19 protein-coding genes and 4 tRNA genes are annotated in these 22,200 nt (G+C 55.9%); 13 read left to right on the top strand and 10 right to left on the bottom strand.

The genetic code is table 11. The features are described from left to right. Positions 1 to 140 precede the first annotated feature (140 nt). The 3 genes from VHE58_01760 to VHE58_01770 all read left to right on the top strand — a co-directional run bounded on the left by VHE58_01760 (position 141) and on the right by VHE58_01770 (position 3,733). Positions 141 to 647, top strand: coding sequence for a DUF1993 family protein (locus VHE58_01760; GenBank protein HVS26023.1), 507 nt, complete (start codon positions 141 to 143; stop codon positions 645 to 647). Between the two features lie 287 nt (positions 648 to 934). After that, on the top strand, positions 935 to 2,623 hold the full coding sequence (locus VHE58_01765) for an outer membrane protein (GenBank protein ID HVS26024.1): 1,689 nt from the start codon (positions 935 to 937) through the stop codon (positions 2,621 to 2,623). Between the two features lie 282 nt (positions 2,624 to 2,905). Further along, on the top strand, positions 2,906 to 3,733 hold the full coding sequence (locus tag VHE58_01770; protein ID HVS26025.1) for a mechanosensitive ion channel family protein: 828 nt from the start codon (positions 2,906 to 2,908) through the stop codon (positions 3,731 to 3,733). Positions 3,734 to 3,923: 190 nt separating this feature from the next. Here VHE58_01770 and VHE58_01775 read toward each other — a convergent pair whose 3' ends face one another. Beyond that, entirely contained in the window at positions 3,924 to 4,382 is a 459-nt protein-coding gene (locus VHE58_01775) for a DoxX family protein (GenBank protein ID HVS26026.1), read from the bottom strand. 574 nt (positions 4,383 to 4,956) lie between these two features. On the opposite strand from VHE58_01775, the gene VHE58_01780 reads away from it, so the two are divergent. From VHE58_01780 to VHE58_01790, 3 genes are all read left to right on the top strand, one after another. Then, complete coding sequence (locus VHE58_01780; GenBank protein HVS26027.1) at positions 4,957 to 5,670, top strand: protein-L-isoaspartate(D-aspartate) O-methyltransferase; 714 nt, start codon at positions 4,957 to 4,959, stop codon at positions 5,668 to 5,670. A gap of 170 nt (positions 5,671 to 5,840) precedes the next feature. Continuing rightward, positions 5,841 to 6,602 carry an SDR family oxidoreductase gene (locus VHE58_01785; protein ID HVS26028.1) on the top strand — a complete coding sequence of 254 codons (762 nt, stop codon included), beginning with the start codon at positions 5,841 to 5,843 and terminating at the stop codon, positions 6,600 to 6,602. Between the two features lie 1,000 nt (positions 6,603 to 7,602). Next, positions 7,603 to 8,124 (top strand): SRPBCC family protein, encoded by a 522-nt coding sequence (locus VHE58_01790; GenBank protein ID HVS26029.1) that lies wholly within the window; start codon positions 7,603 to 7,605, stop codon positions 8,122 to 8,124. 253 nt (positions 8,125 to 8,377) lie between these two features. Here the strand turns inward: VHE58_01790 and VHE58_01795 are convergent, their stop codons facing one another. Next, positions 8,378 to 9,430 (bottom strand): NAD(P)-dependent alcohol dehydrogenase, encoded by a 1,053-nt coding sequence (locus tag VHE58_01795; GenBank protein ID HVS26030.1) that lies wholly within the window; start codon positions 9,428 to 9,430, stop codon positions 8,378 to 8,380. Positions 9,431 to 9,797: 367 nt separating this feature from the next. On the opposite strand from VHE58_01795, the gene VHE58_01800 reads away from it, so the two are divergent. The 3 genes from VHE58_01800 to VHE58_01810 all read left to right on the top strand — a co-directional run bounded on the left by VHE58_01800 (position 9,798) and on the right by VHE58_01810 (position 12,134). Further along, positions 9,798 to 10,415, top strand: a complete 618-nt coding sequence (locus VHE58_01800; protein HVS26031.1) for a YqgE/AlgH family protein — start codon at positions 9,798 to 9,800, stop codon at positions 10,413 to 10,415. 230 nt (positions 10,416 to 10,645) lie between these two features. Further along, entirely contained in the window at positions 10,646 to 11,368 is a 723-nt protein-coding gene (locus VHE58_01805; GenBank protein HVS26032.1) for an SDR family NAD(P)-dependent oxidoreductase, read from the top strand. Between the two features lie 220 nt (positions 11,369 to 11,588). Then, the gene (locus tag VHE58_01810) at positions 11,589 to 12,134 is read left to right on the top strand and encodes a zinc ribbon domain-containing protein (GenBank protein ID HVS26033.1); all 546 of its coding nucleotides are present in this window, start codon (positions 11,589 to 11,591) and stop codon (positions 12,132 to 12,134) included. Between the two features lie 410 nt (positions 12,135 to 12,544). Here VHE58_01810 and VHE58_01815 read toward each other — a convergent pair. After that, a tRNA-OTHER gene (locus VHE58_01815) sits at positions 12,545 to 12,615 on the bottom strand. Positions 12,616 to 12,621: 6 nt separating this feature from the next. Then, positions 12,622 to 13,563, bottom strand: coding sequence for a M28 family metallopeptidase (locus VHE58_01820; protein ID HVS26034.1), 942 nt, complete (start codon positions 13,561 to 13,563; stop codon positions 12,622 to 12,624). A gap of 123 nt (positions 13,564 to 13,686) precedes the next feature. On the opposite strand from VHE58_01820, the gene VHE58_01825 reads away from it, so the two are divergent. After that, on the top strand, positions 13,687 to 13,911 hold the full coding sequence (locus VHE58_01825; GenBank protein ID HVS26035.1) for a hypothetical protein: 225 nt from the start codon (positions 13,687 to 13,689) through the stop codon (positions 13,909 to 13,911). Positions 13,912 to 14,380: 469 nt separating this feature from the next. On the opposite strand, the gene VHE58_01830 is transcribed toward VHE58_01825, so the two are convergent. From VHE58_01830 to VHE58_01845, 4 genes are all read right to left on the bottom strand, one after another. Beyond that, positions 14,381 to 15,034: a peroxiredoxin gene (locus VHE58_01830; GenBank protein HVS26036.1), complete on the bottom strand. Its 654-nt coding sequence runs from the start codon at positions 15,032 to 15,034 to the stop codon at positions 14,381 to 14,383. 370 nt (positions 15,035 to 15,404) lie between these two features. Next, positions 15,405 to 16,007, bottom strand: coding sequence for a phosphatase PAP2 family protein (locus VHE58_01835; protein ID HVS26037.1), 603 nt, complete (start codon positions 16,005 to 16,007; stop codon positions 15,405 to 15,407). 248 nt (positions 16,008 to 16,255) lie between these two features. Further along, positions 16,256 to 16,330 (bottom strand) — tRNA-Val (locus tag VHE58_01840). Between the two features lie 51 nt (positions 16,331 to 16,381). Then, positions 16,382 to 16,921 carry a mismatch-specific DNA-glycosylase gene (locus VHE58_01845; protein ID HVS26038.1) on the bottom strand — a complete coding sequence of 180 codons (540 nt, stop codon included), beginning with the start codon at positions 16,919 to 16,921 and terminating at the stop codon, positions 16,382 to 16,384. An 88-nt stretch (positions 16,922 to 17,009) separates the two neighbouring features. Here VHE58_01845 and gltX point away from each other — a divergent pair, with 88 nt between their 5' ends. From gltX to VHE58_01860, 3 genes are all read left to right on the top strand, one after another. Continuing rightward, the gene (gene gltX, locus VHE58_01850; protein ID HVS26039.1) at positions 17,010 to 18,473 is read left to right on the top strand and encodes a glutamate--tRNA ligase; all 1,464 of its coding nucleotides are present in this window, start codon (positions 17,010 to 17,012) and stop codon (positions 18,471 to 18,473) included. A gap of 57 nt (positions 18,474 to 18,530) precedes the next feature. Then, a tRNA-Ala gene (locus tag VHE58_01855) sits at positions 18,531 to 18,606 on the top strand. 25 nt (positions 18,607 to 18,631) lie between these two features. Beyond that, positions 18,632 to 18,707 (top strand) — tRNA-Glu (locus VHE58_01860). A gap of 558 nt (positions 18,708 to 19,265) precedes the next feature. On the opposite strand, the gene VHE58_01865 is transcribed toward VHE58_01860, so the two are convergent. Together VHE58_01865 and VHE58_01870 are read right to left on the bottom strand one after the other, a co-directional pair. Continuing rightward, complete coding sequence (locus tag VHE58_01865) at positions 19,266 to 21,668, bottom strand: heavy metal translocating P-type ATPase (protein HVS26040.1); 2,403 nt, start codon at positions 21,666 to 21,668, stop codon at positions 19,266 to 19,268. 37 nt (positions 21,669 to 21,705) lie between these two features. Next, positions 21,706 to 21,990: a DUF5676 family membrane protein gene (locus VHE58_01870; protein ID HVS26041.1), complete on the bottom strand. Its 285-nt coding sequence runs from the start codon at positions 21,988 to 21,990 to the stop codon at positions 21,706 to 21,708. Positions 21,991 to 22,200 lie beyond the last annotated feature (210 nt).

The raw sequence follows: 22,200 nt of genomic DNA on the forward strand, positions 1-22,200 counted from the left end.
CGTAAGCGCCACCCCGCGTTCCTTTACCAGCTTCACTGCCTCAAGCTTGAACTCCCGGCTGAATTTCCGTCTTTCCATCGTACACCTCCATAGGTATCATCCTACCTTAACAAGGTGTCCGTGAAACCGGGGGCAGCCCAATGACGATATCGATGTACGAAGCCTCAATACCAGTTTTTATCCGCATGTTAAAAAACCTCGCAGCGATTCTTGCAAAGGGCGCAACCTACGCGGAAGCAAAGAAAATCGAGCCTACAGTCCTGATCAATAGCCGTCTTTACCCCGACATGTTTCCTATGGCGCGGCAAGTTCAAATTGCTTCGGACGCCGCCAAAGGATGTGGAGCGCGTTTGGCAGGGCGGGAGTCGCCAAAGTTTGAGGACAATGAGGCCACCTTTCCCGAGCTTTTAACACGTATCGACAAGACGATCGCTTACCTCGAGACGTTGAAGCCAGAGCAAATTAACGGTTCGGAGGAGAGAACCATTACGTTGCAGATACGTAATAATACGTTGACCTTTTTGGGCATGCCCTTTCTCTTAAATTTCGCGCTGCCTAACTTCTATTTCCACGTTACTACCGCCTATGACATTCTCAGGCACTGTGGCGTCGAGATCGGCAAGCAAGACTTCATCGGAGCGCCTTAGGGACCAGAGATGGATTATTTTTGAAGCGATTAAATTTCACTCCCGGCATTCAGCGTTCCGCAGAAAAAACGCGACCCTAATCCCTTAGAATCCCCCAGGGCGGCTGAGCTCGCTTTGCAAACAGAAAAGAAATCGTCCGGCGGATCGTTGCTGGGGGCTAGAGATAGGACTATAGTACTTTTGGTTCAGTGTTCGGTATGTCCATCTGGGAAAAGTCGGAGCAATTTGGCCGCTTGATACAAACGCAAAACTGAGCGGTTTAGGAACGTGGTTCTGGGGAGGTGGGCATGAAAAAGTTTTTGCTCGCAGCCACTTGTTTTTCAATGCTCCAGACGGCGGCTCTATCCGCCGACCCGGTGGTGACTACGACGTCGGTCATCACGGCAGTTCCCTCCCGTTGGAGTGGTAGCTACATCGGTCTGCACACAGGCTACTCGCGGGGCAGAGATTCCACCAGCACGGTGACAGGATTTCCAGACGGAGGTTTTGTAGGCTTGGCTCCTGCAGTTCCAGCGTCTTATAGCCTTAAAGCAAACGGCTTCATCGGCGGTCTCCAGATTGGGCACAATTCTCGGATCAACAACGTCGTCCTCGGCATCGAAGCTGACATCTCGTATAGCAAGATTTCCGGGACTGCCGCGACGAGCGGAGTTGTCGCCGGCCCCGTTCCTTTCACCTTTAACGAGAGGCAAATGCTCGACTGGTTCGGGACATTGAGAGGCCGTCTCGGCTTCACGCCTCTCGATCGCCTGATGATCTATGGAACCGGTGGTGTTGCCTATGGGCAAGTGAGGGCCTCGACGAATCTGACTTTCCCTGGCCTAAGTTTTATTGGCTCAGACACGAGCACGAGGGTCGGCTGGACAGCCGGCGCGGGCGCAGAATACGCCGTCACCAACAGCCTGACAGCGAAGCTCGAATATCTTTATTACGATCTCGGCGGGGCCACGGTGGTCGGTTATCCGACGCCGCCTATCCCGCCGTTCAACACCCATACGGATTTCCGCTTGGCAGGTCATGTTGTCCGTGCCGGAATGAACTACCAGTTCAATGAAAGCCCGGCCCAGAAAACGGCCAACGCAGCGGGCACAACCAACGACGCTCAGCCGTCGCTTACAGTACCCGAAACCGAGTTCGGTATTCGTTATTGGTATAGTAGTGGCAAGACTGCGCAGGATCTTTACGACACGACCGGGTCAGCGATTGTCTCGCGGCCCACCTACAGTGACCTGACTGCTCATTCCGGAGAATTCTTTTTCCGCGCCAACGACCATTCATCCGGTGCGTTCTTTAAAGGCTATGTCGGCCTCGGGAAAGTTACGAACGGCAATCTAAAGGATGAGGACTTTCCGCCGGGTGTTGTACCGTACTCGGCTACTTCGAGCGATCTGAAGGACGGCAACATTACGTATGCCAGTGCTGATGTCGGCTTCAATTTCCTCAAGCGGCCGAGTTACAGGTTAGGAGCATTTGTCGGCTACCATTATTACCACGAGAAGTTGAATGCCCACGGCTGTACTCAGACTGCCTCCAATCCTGTTATATGTGTTTCCGCAATACCGGACTCGACCCTTGTTATTACGAATGATGGCATCTGGCATTCAGTCCGTCTTGGTCTTGTTGGCGACATAATGCTGGCAGGCGGTCTGAAGCTGACTGCTGATGCCGCTTGGCTACCTTATACGCGACTGGATAGTCATGACACCCACTGGTTGCGGATCGGGACCCCGGGGGGTTTTACCGGTCCCATTCCAGATGACGGCACAGGTCACAGCGGTGTCCAACTTGAGGCCATACTAAGTTATCAGGTTACGCAAATGTTTAGCCTCGGCGTGGGCGGCAGGTACTGGCACGTTGAAACCAAGGGTAATGCACATTTCGAGGACGTAGCCTTCGGTGGCGGTGGTTTACCGCAACCCGTTAATTTCAAGACCGAGCGCTACGGCGGTTTACTGCAAGGAACTTTCAAATTCTAAGAGTGTGACTTGAAAACCGACCGAAATTCAACACGGCGCACCCGAATCGCCATGGAACGATTGTTCGGTCCCCTGAAAAACCTTCGGCGCATTTCCTGGCTACGCAGTTGACCATGTAACACCATTGAAGCGTGGTGGTGCAAATCACCCAGAAAACATGCAATAGAACACTAGGAGTCAGAGACGAATTATTTTTTAAGCGATTAAAGTTTCACTCCCGACATTTAGCGTTCCCGAAAAAATGCAACTCCGACCCTCTAGAATCTTTATGAAAGGACGCTCATGAACGATCAACTCGAAACACTGGAACACGTGAAACGCACGGTCATCGATCTGGTCATCCAGTTCGGGCCGAAAGTGCTAGTCGCGGTCGCAATCGTCGTCGTCGGCATCTTCGCGGGCCGCTGGGCAGGCAGGATCATCGATGGTGGGCTCAGAAAATTCAATCTCGAGCCACTGGTTCGCCAGTTGCTGATGCGGATCGTGCGGATCTTGGTCGTGGGTCTGTTCGCGATCATGGCGCTGCAGAACCTCGGGGTAGAACTGCTGCCTTTGATTGCAGGCCTCGGCGTGGCCGGCGCCGGCATCGCCCTGGCGATGCAGGGCGTGCTTGGCAACATGGTGGCCGGACTGACCATCATCTTTACCAGGCCATTCCGCGTCGGCGACTACATCTCGATCGTCGGCGAAGAAGGCCAGGTTGATAACATCAGTCTCTTCACTACCGTACTCAGCCACGCGGACCTGTCGCAGTTGGTCATCCCCAACCGCAAGATCGTCGGCGAGATCCTGCACAACTACGGAAAGATCCGGCAGCTCGAAGTCATGGTCGGCGTCGCCTACGACACTGACCTGAACAAAGCGCTTTCGACAATCAACGAAGTGCTGCAGAACAACCCGCGGATACTGAAAGAGCCGGTTCCCGCTATCGCGGTCAGCGTGCTTGCCCATTCCTCGATCAACATTGCGGTGAAGCCGTGGGTCAACGTGCCGGATTACGGCCCTGCAGGAGGCGAGATCAAAAAGACGATCGTCGAAACCTTCCGCAGCAGGAACATCGTCATCCCGTTCCCGCAACATGAAGTGCGGATGCTGGGAAGTGCGGCTTGAGTGCAGACGCCTGGGGCTAGGTTTTAAAGAACACTAGGGGTCGGAGACGAGTTATCTTTGAAGCGATTAAAATATCATTCCCGGCATTCAGCATTTCGCAGAAAAATGCGACCCCCGACACCTTATCTACTTCATAACCCGAGCGTAGACACGAGTGCTACAAAAAGAGCCGGGCGGGTCAGCGGCTCGATCAACGATTCCGCAATCCCAGCCGGCGGTTGATCAGCGTATCAACGCTGACCTTGCCCGGACCCGCCATGAGCAGCCAGAAGAAGATGAGAATGTAAACAAACTCATCCAACTCGACGAAGTCATCGAAGCTGCCGACGTTCTTGATGACCACCAGGGCAATGGCGACAACCATGTTGATGATCATCGGGATCGCCGCCAATCGCGTTAGCAACCCAATCATGATCAGCCCACCTGCGACAAACTCCGTCCCCGCTGACAGCGCGGCGCTAAAGGCAGGAAATGGAATCCCCCAGCCGATGAAACGTTCCGTGAAGGCGTCCAGGTTATGCAGCTTGGCCCAGCCTGTCTCCAGCCAGAAATAGCCGAAGAACAAACGCACCACCAGCGGCGCCAGCCAGTCCAGTGAATCGGCAAACTTGAGAAGCGCATTGCAACGATCTACAACAAATGCCCGCATGGTATGTCCTTTCCTGGTTTCCAGTCGTTCATGTCATTGGGTTTCTTACTCGCGCGGCCCCGCTGTCAGCTTCATTCCGCACTCCCGCTTAGTCGCGCGCCGCTGTCCATCAGCCGGTCCTTTTGACGGGATGTCTCCAATTTCTATTGGTGTCTACATTTCTTGCCGAGCGCTAGGGTGATTATCTTAGTTTTTGTGATCGGTGTCGAACACTAGGGGTAAAAGACGAATTATTTTTGAAGCGATTAGAATTTCACTCCCGGCATTTCGCGTTCCGCGGAAAAATGCGACCCCGACCCCTTAGAATCTATGCCGAATCCTGCCGCACGATTGGTGGGAGTTTAAGCTAGCTGGTTAGAGGTTCGAATCCCCTTTGAAGAAAAATCCCGCGCGATGACCCTAGGGAAGAGAATTTCTGGAAACTCACATCCAAGCTGGATCAGAAATCAAACGGCCCATCACCTCGGATAACTGGTTCCGGAGCGAAGCCGCAGCCGATAGCATACCGTGCTCCGGGCTGGTTTGACTCCGGCAAATTTTTGTTCATTAATGTAAGCTGTGATCTTGAGTAACTGTGGACCCGGCGGGCAGCGCGATGGATGAGCAGCGGGTTGATTTGATGCGGCAGCAGATGGTTGCTGAGGTCGTGGCCGAAACCGTGTTTCTCACGCCGCGGCTGGGCAAGGCCGCGCTCGATGCGCGGGTGATCGAGGTGATGGCCAAGATCCCGCGCCACGAGTTCGTGCCGGTGGAACTGCGGCCCCACGCCTACCTCAACCGGCCGCTGCCGGTCGGCTACGACAAGACCATCTCGCAGCCGTTCATCGTCGCGGTTATGACCGACCTGCTCGAGCCGCAGCCGGGCGACGTGGTGCTGGAGGTCGGCGCCGGAGTCGGCTACCAGGCGGCGATCCTGGCGGAGCTGGTAAAGCAGGTCTACAGCATCGAGATCATCGAGGAGCTCGCGCTCGGCGCCAAACGGCGGCTCCATCGCCTGGGTTACCGCAACGTCGAGGTGCGCATCGGCAACGGCTACTACGGCTGGCCGGAACACGCGCCGTTCGACAAGATCATGGTCACCGCGGCGCCCGACCTCATCCCGCCGCCGTTGATCGCGCAGCTGAAGCTTGGCGGCAGGATGGTGATCCCGACCGGCATCTCTGACAAGCAGCAACTGGTGCTGGTGGAGAAAGCGGGAAACGGCAAGCTCATGATCAAGGAGATTCTGCCGGTGCGGTTTTCCGAACTCGAGGAAGGCGGCGACCTCGCGGGGGCATTGTCAAGCTAACGAAAATCGGTCCGCTCTTACCTAAACATGTTGGGAGCTACTAGGGGTTAGAGACGATTTATTTTTGAAGCGATTAAAATTTCACTCCCGACATTTAGCGTTTCGCAGAAAAAAGCGACCCCGACCCCTTTGAATCGATCACTTGCGGTTCAACCGAAAGGAGATCTGAAATGGCAGCGTTTACAGGAAAAGTAGCAATCGTAACAGGAGGCAGTTCAGGTATCGGCCGAGCGACCGCAATTGCGTTTGCCCGCGAGGGCGCGAAAGTTGTGGTAGCCAGCCGTCGCATCAAGGAAGGCGAGGAAACCGTCCAGCTTCTCAAGAAGGCGGGCAACGACGGTTTTTTCATTAAAACTGACGTCGCCAAAACCGCGGATGTCAGGGCGATGGTGGAAAAAACTGTGGCGACATACGGGCGCCTGGATTACGCCTTCAACAACGCAGGCGTGATTGAACAAACGCCGGGGCCCATCGTGGAGCAGACCGAAGAAACTTTTGGCCGAATCATGGACATCAACGTCAAGGGCGTGTGGTTGTCAATGAAATACGAGATACCCGAAATGCTCAAGCGGGGCGGTGGCGCAATTGTAAACATGTCGTCGGTCGCCGGCCTCGTCGGCATTGCCGGCATCGGGATTTATACCGCGAGCAAACATGCCGTGGTCGGGCTGACCAAGGCCGCTGCCCTGGAATACTCCAAATCCGGCATTCGCATCAATGCAGTGAACCCTGCGGCCATTGAAACGGAAATGCTGACGCACGTTGTCGGTGACAACCCGGAAGCGAATGCACAAATGGCCGCAATGCACCCCATAGGGCGAACCGGCAAGCCGGAAGAAATTGCCAATGCGGTGGTTTGGCTTTGTTCGGACCAAGCTTCGTTCGTGACCGGGCATGCCTTTCCGGTCGATGGGGGATTCACCGCTCAGTAATGGGAATACTAGAAGTCAGAAAGAATTATCATTTGAAGCAATTTAAATTTCACTCCCGGCATTCAGCATTTCGCAGAAAAATGCGCCCCCGACCTCTTAGAATTCTATTCCTTTAGTTAGATGGCAAGGCGTCGCGAGCTGCAACAATGAAGTGAAGCAATAGGCGTTATGGTTCGCGTTACGATCCCGATACCAGCGGACGGACTGGCCCTCACTCCTGATGGTTGTGCACTGCGAGGGCGCTATGTTGACGTAAGCCGCAGTGTTTGTCCTGTTTAGCTATGGTAATCATACTTTAAAGCTCGGCCTCTAGAGTGGGCGCGGTCGCCGAGAGACGGGCGTTTCCGGGGCCAACCAGGAAACCCGCCGTCGCATTCCGGCGAGACAGAAAACCTCAAAAAATTAAGCAAATGAATCGCGAGCCGTGTAGCGTTGTCGTATTCCGGCGAGACAGAAAAACCTCAACGAATCAAGCAAACGAATCGCGAGCCGTGTGGAGTTGTCGCATTCCGGCGACACAGAAAAACCTCAACGAATCAAGCAAACGAATCGCGAGCCGTGTGGCGCTGTCGTGTGTCTGCGACAGATTTGCAAGCTGAGCCGGGCAAAAACCGCTACGCCCTGGGCAACGCTTGATCTATTTCGTTGTTCCAATGAGCCAAATTCAAGATGGCATGTCAATTGCTCACAGTCTAGCCATGCTTTGCTGAGGGAGAAAACAATGATGGAGGTACTACGATATCCCAGTGAACTCAACGGATTTCTTAACAATGGCATGGGATATGTTGTTTTATAAGGCGACTTTTCGGTCGTCCAATTAGAGGGCACAGATTACGATGCCGCGCGACGAACCGAAGGGCAGCTTTGTTCGGTGGCAATCGATTACGATTGCGCAGCTCACGTATTCGGTCAATTTAATCCCAGGGTTCCCCGTCGCTGCCTTGGGATTCCAGGTCACGCTTTTGCCGAACGAGAAGTTCCACATTGTACGGAGGTCAACATGCAGGTACTAAACATCCAAGCACGCGCGTTGAATGCACCGCCGGTCGAAGTTGGAAAGCTCATTGATTCGCTTGCTTCACGCGAAGATCGACTTTGGCCCAATTATTCGTGGCCGCGTATGGAATTCGATCGCCCGCTGTCCGTCGGAGCCACCTGTTGCCATGGCCCTATTCGTTATTTCATCGAGGCATATGCTCCGGGGCAATCCATTCGCTTTCGGTTCCTCGGGCCGAAGGGTTTTAATGGATTTCACGGTTACGATATTTTTGCAACGGCCAATAATAAAGCGGTGCTACGGCACACATTGGAATTGACAACACACGGGCGAGCGATCGTTACTTGGCTTCTTGCGTTCCGACCAATGCACGATGCACTGATTGAAGATTCTCTTGCTCGTGCGGAAGCATCTCTGGGTCTAGTGCCCAGTGTGCACGCATGGTCTCCGTGGGTGAAACTGCTTCGCTGGGTTATCGCCGGAGGTAAGGCACGCGAGCAGATTACGCCCAACATTGCGCTGTAGCCGACCGGCCACGCCTTCGCGTGTCCGGTGGCTGAGCTTGAGCGTTAGGCGGCAATCGAGCCTCATGACGACTCCGCTTTACCTGTCCCTGACGAATTACAAAATCATGACATAGAGAACACTAGGGGTCAGAGACGAATTATTTTTGAAGCGATTGGAATTTCACTCCCGACATTTAGCGTTCCGCAGAAAATTGCTACTCTGACCTCTTAGAATCCTTATCAATAATAATTAATCAGGCTGTCGTACGAACTTATTGCTTTAACGACGCGAGGTCGATGACGAAGCGGTACTTAACGTCACTTTTAAGCATGCGTTCGTAAGCTTCGTTGATCTTCTGCATTGGGATCATTTCGATGTCCGAGACGATGTTGTGCTTGGCGCAGAAATCGAGCATCTCTTGCGTTTCCCGGATCCCGCCAATGAGCGAGCCGGCCAGTTGCCGGCGCCTGAAGATGAGATTGCCGATGCTGGGCGACGGGTGCGGATGTGCCGGCACGCCGATCAGGCACATTGTGCCGTCGCGCTTGAGCAACTCGAGGTAGGCGTCCAGATTGTGTGGCGCAGCCACGGTGTTGAGGATGAAGTCGAAGCTGTTCAGGTGCTTCTTCATCTCGTCGGGATTCTTTGAGACGACCACCTCGTCGGCGCCCAGGCGTTTAGCGTCCTGCGTCTTGCCAGGCGAGGTCGTGAAGAGCACCACGTGTGCGCGGAAGGCATGAGCGAGCTTCACGCCCATGTGGCCCAAGCCGCCAAGTCCGACAATGCCGACCTTGTCACCCGCGCCCACCTTCCAGTGGCGCAGCGGAGAGTAGGTTGTGATACCCGCGCACAGCAGCGGTGCAACGGCGGCGAGGTCGAGTTTCTCGGACACGTGCAGCACGAAATGCTCATCCACCACAATCTGGGTGGAGTACCCGCCATAGGTCATCTTGCCGGTGTGTTTGTCCGGGCTGTTGTAGGTAAAGGTGAGTTCGTTCTGGCAGTACTGCTCCAAGCTCTCGCGGCAATCGACGCAGGTGCGGCAGGAATCGACCATGCAGCCGACGGCGGCCAAGTCACCGGCCTTGAAGGTCTTCACTTCGTTACCGACCTTCGTCACCCGGCCCACAATCTCATGTCCGGGCACCACCGGGTAGACAGTATTTTTCCACTCGTTGCGGGCGGTGTGCAGATCCGAATGGCACACGCCGCAGTAGAGGATCTCGATCTGCACGTCGCGGGGACCCGGCTCGCGCCTCTCGAAGGTGAACGAGCCCAACGGCGCGGCCGCGCTCTGGGCCGCATATCCAAGGGTTTTGATCATAGATTGTTTACGTTCCGTTACATGCTTTTTCTTCGGATCAGGCAGGTTTTGGGTGCGTAAGGCATCAAGTTTGGAAGGTGCCGGTTCAATTGTGCTCATGAGATATCTCCTGTCGAGAACTTATGTGCCGACAGCTCAGCTGTTCGACCGGGAAATTTAATCAGGCTAAAATGCAACTTAATTAATGCATAACGTGCAACAATTATAACAAATCACCGGGGGTCAGAAACAAATTATTCTTGATGCGATAAAAATTTCACTACTGGGATTGGCGTTCAGTAGAAAAAATGCGACCCCGACACCTTAAATATAGCGTGCGCCGCGAATCTTTTCGGAATTGCACTTGAGTTTGGATTCAGACAAGAAGATGAGATACCGATTTATTCACGCTGCCTTGCAAGTCCTCGCTCTGCTGCTGTGGGCTTTTCCGGTATTGGCTGAAACCGCCGAGGAAACGGGAGGCATATTTCTGGTGGCAAAAAGGGATATGCTGGATCCCAATTTCCAGGAGGCAGTGGTGCTGGTCAGGCCCACTCCCGAAGGCGCGATGGGTGTGATTGTCAACCGGCTGACCGACTTCCCATTGGGCAAACTATTTCCTGATAATCCAGTATTAGAAAAAAGCAATGACAACGTTTATGTCGGCGGGCCGGTTTATCCTCTTGCGTTGGTATTCATGTTCCGTTCCGATGAGCAGCCCCGGCAGACCCTGCGGATGGCGGGCGACGTTTATCTGAGCTTCAGCCTCGATTTGCTCGAGGAATTGCTGGCCAGCCCGCAACCTCCCAGACATTTAAAAGTTTACGCCGGACATTCGGGTTGGGGACCGGGACAGTTGCAAAACGAGATTAAGCGGGGCGGGTGGTATGTGGTACCCGCAGATGCGGGCGTGATCTTCGAAATGGAGCCGGAGAAAATCTGGCCGGAATTGATTAAACGGGCCACCACCCGCGCGGTGCGCGTGACCATGATGGAAAAACACTAGTGGTCAGAGGCGAATTATTTTTGAAGCGATTAAAATTTCACTTCCGACAATAGCGTTCCACGGAAAAGATGCAACCCCGACACCTTAGAATCCCCAAGTTGCCGCCAGGCAACGGTGTCAAATCCCCTGCGCTCCGTGCGCTTTGTTGCCTTACCGTAAATATCCCTTGCTATTAATGCCGGGTTGGAACGATTATTGGAGGACAAGTCATTAGGAAGGAGGGTATGAATATGCCAGCCATTCTTGAAGGAAAAGTTGCCCTGGTGACAGGAGTGAGCCAGGACGGACAGGTCGGACAAGCGGTCGCCAAGGCGCTGGCCGAGAAGGGCGCCGCGCTCGCGATTTGCGCGCGCACTCAGAGCAACGTGGACGCGCGCGCTAAAGAGTTGCGCCAAGCCGGAGCGCGTGTACTTCCCCTGGCTGCAAATCTTACCGATGAATCCCAGGTGCGCCAGCTGGTCGAGCGCGCCTTAAGTGAATACGGCAAGATTGACATCTTGGTCAATCTGGCGGGGGGTCTTACCCGGTACAAGTCCGCAGTAGAGCACAGCCTGGACGATTGGAATTACGAACTGGGAAATAACCTTCTGAGCGCTTTCCTAGCCTCGCGCACGGTTTTCCCGCACATGCGGGACGCTGGAGGCGGGGTCATCATCAACTTCTCGCGGGCTGGGCTTTCCCAGGCCAACATGATCGCCTACAACTGTGCCAAGGCGGGAATCGAGGCCCTCACGCGCACGCTGGCGCTGGAAGGAAGAGATTTTGGAATCCGCGTCAACGCAGTGGCGCCTGGGCTCGTGGATACGGCATCGAACATTGCTGCGATGAAACCCAAAGATCTGAAGCGCTGGACCAAACGCCAGGATATCGCAGAAACCGTGGCTTTCCTCGCTTCTGGGGCCGCCGCAGGCATTACGGGCCAGGTGATCCCGGTGACGGGCTGGGGATTGTAGCAATTGGGTCACTAGGTATCAGAACCAAATTATTTTTAAAGCGATTAAAATTTCCTTCCGTTATTTAGCATTCCGCAGAAAAATGCAACTCCGACCCCTTTAAAATTCTTCGGTCCACCCCGAAGTTTGGAGTATCCTTTGCGTGCCCGACTTGCGGCACTCGGAGAAGCCGCCGCGCATGAACCAAATGTTGCAGTGTTAATAGAGAGGAAACCTTCTTATGACCGAAAACTGGACCTGGGTTGGACGGTATGTCTTGGTGCTTGTGATCGCGTTGGTGCTTGGCGGGGTCATTGGGGAACTGGAGCTTTTCAAGCAAACCGTACTTGGAACACCAAAGCTGACAGCGGCCAAGCTGGCAAGATTCCTGGGTTATGGCGGCGCCCTCCTCCTCTTTTGGTTAATGGCCAAGAGAGCCGCAGGCCAGTTTCGCGATGAAGGGGGCAAAACGGCTTTCCTGAGTTTTATCGTTCTGCCGCTCGCCACGCTCGTCGTAGCTTCCATTGCCTACATCGTGCTGCTGATCGTCTTGAAGTCATTCATGGATCCTAGCCTTCGAAATCTCTACAACTGGCTTTTCATTCTCGGCATTACCGTCTCTGCTCTATGGCTTGTAGTCGCGCTATTCCACCATTCCGAACCATTCATCGAGCTGTTCAAATCGGGTGCGGCAAGATCAGGCGCAAAGCGGGCGTGTGAAAAATGCGGCGCTCCGGTCCCTGCGGGAGCCAAATTCTGTACCGCGTGTGGTGCCACTATTTCTTAAAACCGGTCTCGCGCCAGATCGGCGTACTTGCATGGGCGCGCGGGTGGCCCGGCGAACGCAGTTTTATCGGGTCAGGGCTCCGGCTAACCGAACGCGATGATGATCCCAACGAGCGCAGCCGCAGCCACCGCCCCAAGAAATACACGCTTTTCAGGGTCGCGCCACAGGCGACTCAGCGTGCTCTCGGGCTGAGGCGTCCGGGAAAGCAGGGCTCGATCGCGCGCCGTCGGCGTCGCGAGCCGCTGGAGTGCTTTGGAGCGATAAGAAATTCAATCCCGCGCGCCACCGCTTCGCGCTGCGGTAACGTGGCCCGTTCAAAAACACTAAGGGTCAGAGACGAATTTTTTTGGGGACGTCGGTCTTTGAAAGCAAAAAAACCGGGTTTCCGCCCGGCCTTTATTTTAATGTAGTGGGTAATACTGGATTCGAACCAGTGCCCCTGCTGGGTGAAGCCAGTGCTCGACCGCTGAGCTAACCACCCGCATATTTATTTAGCTAATGCAGCAAATGCATTCTGCAGGCCCTCAACGACCCGCACCATGGCGTCGTAATTCAGCTTCTCAGGCGTATCCAGGGCCGTGTGGTAATACGCGTAGCGATAGAATGCCGTGTCGGTGACCATCAGGGCGGGATAACCTTGCCGCCAGAAAGAAAGGTGGTCGCTCCACGACACGCCCGGAATGAACTCGAACGTGGCGAGTGATTCGGCGGGGAAATCCGAACGGGCGCGGAACGCATCTACCAGTTGACGCAGTGCGTGGCGGGAGCTGAAGTTGGAAACGAAAGCGATGAAGTTCCCCCGGTCCGGGTAGAAAAAGCGCAGCAGGGGCGGGTAGCTTTGGCTGCCGGGCGTGTCGGTGTAAAACCCGAGCATTTCCAGCGACACCATCAGGCGAATATCGTCTCCCCGCGCCCGCGCCGCCTTGGCATAAATCATGCTGCCCATCTCGCCCCAATAGAAAAACGGTGGCTCTTCGTTCACAAACGCGACGAAGTGCACGCTGCGCACGGGCGCAAGTTCTGCGAATTTCCGGCTGATCTCGAGCAACGCGGCCACGCCGCTGGCGTTATCGTTGGCGCCAGGACTGCCCCGCACGGAATCGTAGTGGGCGCCAATCAAAATGATCTCGTTGGGTTTCGATTTGCCTGGGAGCATGACTTCAAGATTTTCGCTGAGCACCCCCTCAACTTGATAGCTATGGGCTGCGACCTGATATCCTTGGGCCGTCCACTCGGCGTGGATGTAATCCGCCGCAGCATGTAACGCCCTTGGGCGGAACACATTGCGCTCACCGATCTCGCCGGCCAGCTTGGCGACATGGGTGCGAAGCCGGTCAGCCAGCTGGGCGGGCGGATTAGCGCTGGAATTCGGGGTTGAAGAACGAGTCAAATCTACTACTCCTGGCCAAAGCAATGCGAGCAGCGCCATAACCAAGCCACTACGTGCCGGACCCTTGATCGATGCGCCCATATGACTCGTAACCACTCAACTATCTTGGACCGCATCCAGCGGGAACACAGCCGTTGTTTCGAATCCGGATGACATGGGCCAATGAAGATCCGAGTGCAATGCTACGCTGGCCACCGGGGCGAAGAGGAGCCCCGTGCCTTTTACCTGGGAGAGCGCCGCATCCATGTAAAGGAAGTCATCGACCGTTGGCTCTCCCCCGATGGCCGTTACTTCAAGGTACAAGTCTATGATGGCAGCGTCTATATCTTGTGCCACCATGAAGCGGCGAGCGAGTGGGAAATGACGTTGTTCAGCCAGCGGCCATGAGCCATCGTAGTTTCTCGCTTGCGGTTCACGCCCTATGCGGAGGCGGGATCCAGCTTGCCGCGGATGCGCGGCAGAATGACCTGCCTGATTTTTTGTACCATGTTGATAGTAGCATTTTAATGCATTGTCATCCCTGACTCGGCTTAAGGCAGAAGAACACTAGGGGGCAGAGGCGAATTTTTTGGGGACACCGGCCTTTGAAAGAAAAAAGCCGGGTTTTCGCCCAGGCCTTTATTTAAAGTGGTGGGTGATACTGGGATCCAGTGACCCCTTCAGCGCTAGTTTCGGAGTCAAAGTGTTCCAAAGGTGGCCACAGTCCCTTTACACATGCGCAAGAGCAAAATGCCTCTGACTGCTCGTTGGTCGGCTAACCCGGCTTTGCGCTAGCTGTCCAATATTCGCGCTCGCATTGTGGTTCGTTAATGAAACAGGGCGCCCGTGTGCGCCCTGTTTCGCTTCCGATGCAAACCTACTTCGGCTGCGCCACAGTACGCAGATACGGCTTTAGGGTTTTAAAGCCCTGCGGGTATTTCTTCCTGGCATCCTCGTCGGAAACCGAAGTGGGAATGATAACGTCCTCGCCCGGTTTCCAGTTTACCGGGGTAGCAACGGTGTGCTTGGCATTCAACTGCACCGAATCGAGCAAGCGCAACACCTCGTCAAAGTTGCGGCCCGTGCTCATCGGATAAATGATCATGGCCTTGACCTTTTTGTCGGGCCCGATGACAAATACCGAGCGTACCGTCGCATTGTCCACCGCGGTGCGTTTCCCCCCGCTCGCATTGGGGTGGATCATGTCGTAGAGTTTTGCGACATTCAGGTCCGAATCGCCGATCATGGGATAATTGACCATATGCCCTTGTGTTTCCTGGATGTCCTTGGCCCAGGCTTTGTGGTCGCTGACCGGGTCTACGCTGAGGCCGATGATCTTGGTGTTGCGCTTGTCGAACTCAGGCTTCAGACCGGCCATGTATCCGAGCTCTGTGGTGCAGACGGGTGTGAAATCTTTCGGATGGGAGAACAAGACAGCCCATTTGTCCCCGATCCACTCGTGGAACCGGATCTGACCTTCCGTAGTTTCGGCCGTAAAATCCGGTGCTTCTTCACCTATGCGAATTGACATTTTCGACCTCCGTTATACAGGCGGGTCGGGTGCTCAGGCCGTTGGCGTTGCCGGCTGTCCCGGCCCTGAATTGAGAAAGCCCCGATCAACGCTTCGGGATAGTAAGGTAAAGTTTAAGCCCGTCCGACGATTTAGGCTAGTACCTCCGGAAATAATTCGCGGAAAACGATCGGTTCGTTGGTAGGTGATACTGGGATCGACCAGTGCTCAGATTTGCCCTGCTTGAGGAGCTGAAAACATCAAGAGCTTGCGGGAGCGCGGGTGAATTGCTGTGTTCGAGTCCACGCTCCGCGCAATGCCAGGCGAACCCAATGACGGTCCTTTCGATTGCTGCCACGGATAGGCGGGTATTTCACCAAACTATTTTAAACTAAAATTTCATGCGCAGACCCACCATGAAACCACCAGGTAGAACATTGAGTATCAACGGATTGTCTCTTGAATGCGCGTAATAACCGGTTAGCGTGCCCAACGCGAACGCGGCCAAGACATCAGTTTGCCAGTGCGCCTGAGACTTCATTCGTGCAATTGCGTCATAAAGCGGAAGCAACTCAAGTGCATAGACAGCCGGGTAGTCATGCCGGTATTCGAGAACAAAAGGTGTAACGATTGCGGTGACAGTGGTCACCTCTCCGCTGGGAAAGCTGTAGTGTGACCCGCCTTGAAACCAAGCATTGGGATTGTTTCCTTGAATCGGGCGGGCGCGGGTGAATATATGTTTCATCGCTTCGGACGACACTACGCCGATTGCTGACGAGTCAATCGATTGCCAGAAGGTTCTGCCGAGCCGGGTTTCGCCCCCTTCCCAGACCGCACCGATTATCTCGGTTCCCACCATAGTGTAAATCAATGCATTTTGAATGTTGCGGTTCCAGATTCCGCTGTTATCGGAGTTCAGGCGGTGATCGATCCCAAGAAAACCGCCCCCTGCCTGGGCGTGTGCGCTCCAAAACACGAACGCGCAAACGAGCACTATACTTACCCTATGCGTAATTATTACCATATCAAAAGTATACTATAGAATGCTCGTCTCACAAGCATACCGGCAAGAACACTAAGGGTCAGAGACGATTTTTTTTGTGCACACCGTAACCATCGCAGCACACGATGCTACTTTTCCCTCATCCTCGACCGCGTGTTCAAGGGCAAGGTGTAATTCTTTGTGAGGTCTGGTTATTAAAAGCAAAAAAGCCTAGGGAGTTCCCTAAGCCTTGGTTTCAGTGGTGGGTGATACTGGGATCGAACCAGTGACCCCTGCCGTGTGAAGGCAGTGCTCTACCGCTGAGCTAACCACCCGCCGAACGCAAATTTAACCATAGCAAGCATCCACGGTCAATTTATCGGGCGTCACTGGCACAATTTTTCACGCAGTTTCTTGAGTTTCACATACCAGCCGACAAGCTCGTCGAGCGAGAACGCGGCGTTGGCCGGGCTGGGATTGGGGCTCACGAATACAGCAGATTCACCGATCGGTATTGTTTGTGCGCCCCACGGCAGGTCGAGATCGGCGCCAGTAGTGTACCGCAGGAAATTTTTGTAGGCGATCTTTCCATGGAACCATGCGATGCACGGCCGGTAATACAGCAGCTTATCGCACAAGACTGGGACCCATTTGCGGAAGTCGGCGGATTCAAGTCCGGCGGCATTGGCGGTAGGGCGCTTCACGACGTCGGTAAATCCGATGCCATGTTCGCGGAATAATTTGTTCATGGCAGTCTTGCCCGGAACCAGTTCTTGATCCGCCAATTTCGAGGCGTTGAGCGCTTTCCAGAAGCGGTTTTGCGGGCGCGCGAAATAAAAGCCCTTTTTCACCGAGTAAAGAGAAGGGTTGAGGCCGATTGAAACGATGTCAAGGCCGGGGCGCAGATAATCTTGCAGGGTTTGCATCGGGTTTGTCGTTCATCCGCTTGCCATGAAGGGATTTTAGCTGCACCGCCGCAATCAAGTAAAATGGTCATTTTATTGCGTACTCATCATGACCATCCGCACCCGCTTCGCTCCCAGCCCCACCGGGTATCTGCATATCGGCGGCGCGCGCACCGCTCTCTTCTCCTGGGCCTACGCGCGCCGGCATGGCGGCAAATTCGTGCTGCGCATCGAGGACACCGACCGCGAGCGCTCGACGAAGGAATCCATCCGGGCGATTCTCGACAGCATGGGCTGGCTCGGGCTCTACTTGGACGAAGGCCCGTTTTACCAGATGCAGCGTCTGCCGCGCTATCAGGAATTTGCGCAGCGGCTGATTAAAGAAAACAAGGCCTATTATTGCTATGCCAGCAAGGAAGAACTGGAAGCGATGCGCGAAGCGCAGCGGGCGCGGGGAGAAAAGCCGCGCTACGACGGCCGCTGGCGCGATTCCAAACAGACGCCGCCGGGTGTTACGCCGGTGGTGCGTTTCAGGAATCCGCTCGAGGGCGAAGTGGCATTCGACGATCTGGTCAAGGGCCGCATCGGCGTGAGCAACAGCGAGCTCGACGATGTGGTGCTGCTGCGCGCCGACGGCGTGCCGACTTACAACTTCGGCGTGGTGGTGGACGATCTCGATATGGGCATCACCCACGTGATTCGCGGCGATGATCACGTCAACAACACGCCGCGCCAGATCAATATCCTCAAGGCGCTGGGCGCGGCTTTGCCGCAATACGCGCATGTGCCGATGATACTGGGCGCGGACGGCGAACGGCTTTCCAAGCGCCACGGCGCGGTGAGCGTGATGCAGTACCGCGAAGAAGGCTATTTGCCGGAAGCGCTGCTGAATTACTTGGCGCGGCTCGGCTGGTCGCATGGGGATGCGGAAGTGTTCTCGGTCGAGCAATTCATCGAGTGGTTCGACCTCGGGCACATCAGCAAGTCGCCGGCGCAGTTCAATCCGGAAAAGCTTGCTTGGATTAACCAGCAACACCTCAAAAGCACCGATAACCGCTCGCTTGCTGCCAAACTCGCCCCGCTTATTATGCAAAGGGGTGGAAAAATAACAGGCGGACTGAAGCGCAAATTCGTTTGGTTGCGCGCGTTCCTGAGGCCTGCATTAACTGTCGAAAACATGACCGACGGGCCGAACCTCGAATCCGTGGCAGGGCTTTTGAAAGAGCGCGCGCAAACCTTGAACGAGCTGGCCGATTCCGCGCTGCTTTTTTACCGCGAAGTCCAGCCTTCGAAAGAACTCCTCGACAAGCACCTCACCCCCGAAGTGCAGCCTGCGCTCTCCGAATTGACTGGCCGTTTCGCTTCTTTGGGCGAATGGAATGCGGAAGCCATACACACGGCAATCAAGGCTGTGCTGGATAAATACAAACTCGCAATGCCCAAAATCGCCATGCCGCTTCGGGTGCTGGTGACCGGCAGCGCGCAGACCCCGCCCATCGACGCCACGCTGGAACTGATAGGCCGCGAACAGGTACTCAAACGGCTACGCAAGCAGCTCGCCAACCATGTGTAATAAACGCGGTTTTCTTGCCTAGGGCGCGCGGCATCAAGTATAATTCGCAACCTTTGTGGGGGTATAGCTCAGCTGGGAGAGCGCTTGCATGGCATGCAAGAGGTCAGCGGTTCGATCCCGCTTACCTCCACCAGATCTTCCTTCAAAAAAGTCCTTGAGTCCCCATCGTCTAGAGGCCTAGGACATCGCCCTTTCACGGCGGTAACACCGGTTCGAATCCGGTTGGGGACGCCACAAACGTTGGCGCATTTACTTGCCCGCCATTTGGGATCATTAAAACAGCTTTATGGCTCAGAGAATTTCGGCTTTTATCCTTCGTAATCTGGAGAGGGTGCGAAACAGCTTCCTTCGGATTCCCGAGAAAACATCCTCCAGACGAAAAACTGCTGATTCTGAGCAGCGACCGTCTTCGTCCTCTTCCTCGGATCAGTCAGGCGCCCATGGAGACTCTATGGAAACGCGCGAGGAAAAGGCGACGGAGAAAAAATCCCCCCAGCCTCGCCCGTGGTACCGTAATCGCCAGCGGTGGTAAAGCGTACCTGTTGTCGCTGGCGGCCACCATGACCAGGAATTGGGGAGCCGCATGGTTAACAGTTCTCCAGCATTGTCTGCCAGGGGACTGAAAGGTGGCTTAGATAACTGTCAAATCCTCTTGGGGACGCCACATAATATCTAACCGGTCCGCTGAGCCAACTCGAACAGCGTCGGGGGATTCCAGTATTCGGGAACAAAGATGGGCTCGATCAGCCCGAGCAATGCCGTGAGCGCGCTCGTGCGCCATCGATCGGACCGCTAGATCCTCGCCTTGCGCAGCCTGAGCGCGTTCACGACCACCGACACCGAGCTCGCGCTCATCGCCGCGGCGGCGATCATCGGATTAAGCAGCAGTCCGGTAAAGGGAAACAGTACGCCGGCGGCGATCGGCACGCCCAGCATGTTGTAGACAAAGGCCAGAAACAGGTTCTCGCGGATGTTGCGCATGGTGGCGCGGGAAAGAAGCCGCGCCCGCACGATGCCGCGCAGATCGCCTTTCACCAGCGTGATGCCGGCGCTGTGGATGGCGACATCTGCGCCGGTCCCCATGGCGATCCCGACTTCCGCTTCGGCAAGCGCGGGCGCATCGTTGACGCCGTCGCCCGCCATTGCCACCGCGCGTCCTTCGGCACGCAGCGCCTTTACGACCGCGCCTTTTTCCTGCGGCAGGACGTCGGCGCGGACTTCGGTGATGCCGAGCCGCTGGGCCACCGCCAGCGCCGTGACTTGGTTGTCGCCGGTCAGCATCACGACCTGAATCCCCTCGGCAGCGAGCGCTCGCAGCGCTTCAGGCGTCGACGCCTTGATCGGATCTGCCACGCCGATGAGCCCTGCGAAACGTTCGCCGTCCACGAGAAAGACCACGGTCTCGCCGCTCTTCCTCAGGGCGTCGGCGCGCTCTTTGTAGGTCTGCGGCACCTCGACAAGGGATTCGGCAAATCGAAGATTACCCAGCGCGACGCTGCGGCTTTCGAGCGTGGCCTGCACACCCTTGCCGGTGACTGCGTTGAAATTTTCGACCGGCAGCAGCGTCACACTTCGTTCCTTTGCACCCGCCAGAATCGCTGCTGCGAGCGGATGCTCGCTGCCACGTTCGAGGCTTGCGGCGACCTGCAGCACCTGGTTTTCCGTAACGCCTTCTGCGGGCACCACCGAAGTCAGCTTAGGTTTGCCTTCGGTCAACGTGCCGGTCTTGTCGACGACCAGGGTGTCGATCCTCTCCATCCGCTCCAGCGCTTCGGCATTGCGGATAAGCACGCCCGCCTGCGCACCGCGACCGGTGCCAACCATGATGGACATCGGCGTGGCAAGCCCGAGCGCGCAAGGACAGGCGATGATCAGCACTGACACTGCGCTCACCAGGGCAAACGCCATCGCCGGCGGTGGCCCGTAAATAGACCACACGATAAATGCGACGATGGCTATTCCCACCACCGCGGGAACGAAATAGGACGACACGACGTCGGCGAGATTCTGGATCGGAGCGCGGGTACGCTGCGCCTCCGTGACCATCTGCACAATCTGGGCGAGCAGCGTCTCCGAGCCAACGCGATCGGTGCGCATGACAAAGCTGCCGGTGCCGTTGATGGTGCCACCCGTGACCTTTTCACCGGAGTGCTTTTCCACCGGCACCGGCTCGCCTGTGACCAGGGATTCATCGACGCTGCTGTGTCCCTCGAGCACCATGCCGTCGACGGGCACTTTATCGCCCGGGCGCACGCGCAGGCGGTCGCCTTTCTGCACTTGATCGAGCGGCACTTCTTCGTCGGTTCCGTCCACACCTACGCGAACGGCCGTCGCCGGCGCGAGCTTGAGCAGGGCGCGGATGGCGCTGCTGGTGTTCGCGCGCGCGCGCAACTGCAGTACTTCGCCAAGCAGCACCAGTACTGCGATTACCGCGGCCGCCTCGAAGTAGAGCCCGACACGCCCCGAGGTGTCCCGAAAAGCGGGGGGGAAGATGCCCGGGACGAGGAATGCAACGGCGCTGTAGCCAAAGGCAACCGCCACCCCGAGGCCGATGAGTGTGTACATGTTGAGGCTACGCGACACGAGCGAATTCCAGCCGCGCACGAAAAAGGGCCAACCCGCCCAGAGGACGACCGGCGAGCTCAGGATGAACTGGATCCAACCCGAAACCATCGGGCTGACGTAGTGTTCAAGATGCATGCCGGGGAGATGCTCCACCATGGCGAGCACGAGCACCGGCACTGTCAGGACGAGGCCGATCCGGAATCTCCGCGTCATGTCGATTAGCTCCGGGTTTGGCTGGCTTTCGGCGCTTGCCACCACCGGCTCGAGCGCCATGCCGCATTTCGGGCAGGCACCGGGCCCAACCTGCCGAATCTCCGGATGCATTGGGCAGGTGTAAATGGTACCAGGCGCTACCATCTGTACGACTGGCGCAGTCGGCGCAATGACTGCAGAAGTGCGATGCGGGTGTTGTACGTGATCGTGAACGCAGTCGGCTCCGTGTGCGTGGCCGTGTCCGTACGCGTGCTCGTGCTCACCGCCTGCCTTCTTGCCGGCGTACGCTGCCGGGTCAGCTTTGAATTTTGCCTGGCAATGCTTGGAGCAGAAGAAATACTGCTTGCCCAGATAGGGTTCGCTCCCGGCCGCCTTGATCGGATCGACCCGCATGCCGCACACAGGGTCGGTCGCCATCGCGTTGCTCCAAGATTGTCCAAAGCCACCGGTTGCATCAGCCTTGTCTGCTGTTGCCATGAAGGAGGTTATGAAGCCAGGCATAGAGCATCCCGACCGCGAAGCCCCAAATCACGAAGACCACCAACGGATAGAGGAACATCAGGAAGGTGAACGTCATGGGCGTTCCGAGCTTGTGAAAGTCTAAACCGTGAAACAGGGCGTTTAGGAAATCGATTCCCCGTTCGGGCCACAGCACGTAGGCAGCTGCGCAAACCGTGTAGGTGATTGCAAGCGTCAGTGCCAGTGTGGCCCCTGTTTTCCAAGGAGGCTTGAGCGACATTATTGATGTATCAAGTGAAATATCGCTCTTTCACGGCGGTAACACCGGTTCGAATCCGGTTGGGGACGCCACAAACGTTGGTGCATTTGCTTGCCCGCTATTTCTGAGGTCGCGTTTACTTTGGATTAAGCTGTCCTCGTATCTCGCCGTTCTTGTGTGCCGGGTTGATAATAGTCTAATACATTGTAACGTTCGCCAGGTTATTCATGG

Source organism: Burkholderiales bacterium (assembly GCA_035543335.1).
In the GTDB taxonomy this organism is placed as follows: domain Bacteria; phylum Pseudomonadota; class Gammaproteobacteria; order Burkholderiales; family JAHFRG01; genus JAHFRG01.